1 protein-coding gene is annotated in these 959 nt (G+C 44.6%); it reads right to left on the bottom strand.

The features are described from left to right. Positions 1 to 959, bottom strand: a 959-nt coding sequence (locus KI350_RS22705) for an IS1182 family transposase (protein ID WP_212930593.1), incomplete at both ends; no start/stop codon positions are given.

The raw sequence follows: 959 nt of genomic DNA, 5'->3' as shown, positions 1-959 counted from the left end.
CGACGAAAAAGCTGGCGATGAGGACCTTTCCAGGTCCAATTCGCCAGCTTTTTGAGATTCATGGCAGCGAAAACAAGCATCGCCTGCATGGACAATTTTTTCTTACCCCGTAGGGTTGTCCAGCGCAGGCCATGCTTGTGTTTTAAATCCGCAAAAACCCGTTCGATGGTTTCTTTGCGTTTAGCATAGATTCGCCTATTCTCATCCGTGTGGCGAAGATGATCAGCTTCATCTAAATGATCCTGCCAGAGATGCCGTTGAATCATCTTTCGATGATTTCGGCTTTCCGTACATTGCTTCAGAAAAGGACAGTGTTTACATCGGTTTGGATCTGAGGCATAAATACGATAGCCTTCACGGTTAGTTGTGCGATATGTCAGAACATGATCGTCAGGGCAAATATAAGCATCGTAATATTCATCGTATACATATTCATGTTTTCTCATGAACCCTTTTTTGGTTTGTGGTCGGGTGTAGGGCATGACGGGACGGACATTTTGATCACTTAGAAATTTTGCGATAAACGGCGTTTTATATCCTGCATCAACTGCGACCGTATGAGGCTTGGCGACGCGTTCTTTCACTTGTTGAAACAGGGTTGTGAACACTTGGCTGTCATGAATATTGGCAGGCTCAACAACCGTCCCAAGTACAAATCCGTTCCGGTCACAAGCTGTATGAAAACCATAAGCAAAAAGGCGTTCCCGTTCACCCTTTACAAAATAGCCGCTCTCAGGATCTGTCGTACTTTCCTTTATTTCTCGTTCCTCTGAGCATTGCCTGGGCTTTAAGGGCTTTTTGCCGTTGGCTTCACGATCGGCATTAATTTCTTGATCTAATTGTTCCTGATAAGCTCTTGTTTCTTTTCTCACAATCTTCTTCACAAACTTTTTCTTATTCGCATTGGCTTTGACATGGGTTCCATCGATAAAGGCGACCGACGGGTCGACAAGACCAAG

This window comes from Bacillus sp. J41TS8 (assembly GCF_018333035.1).
GTDB lineage: Bacteria > Bacillota > Bacilli > Bacillales > Bacillaceae > Bacillus > Bacillus paralicheniformis.
Note: the sequence above shows the minus strand (reverse complement) of the source record. Positions and strands in the feature narration are given on the sequence as shown.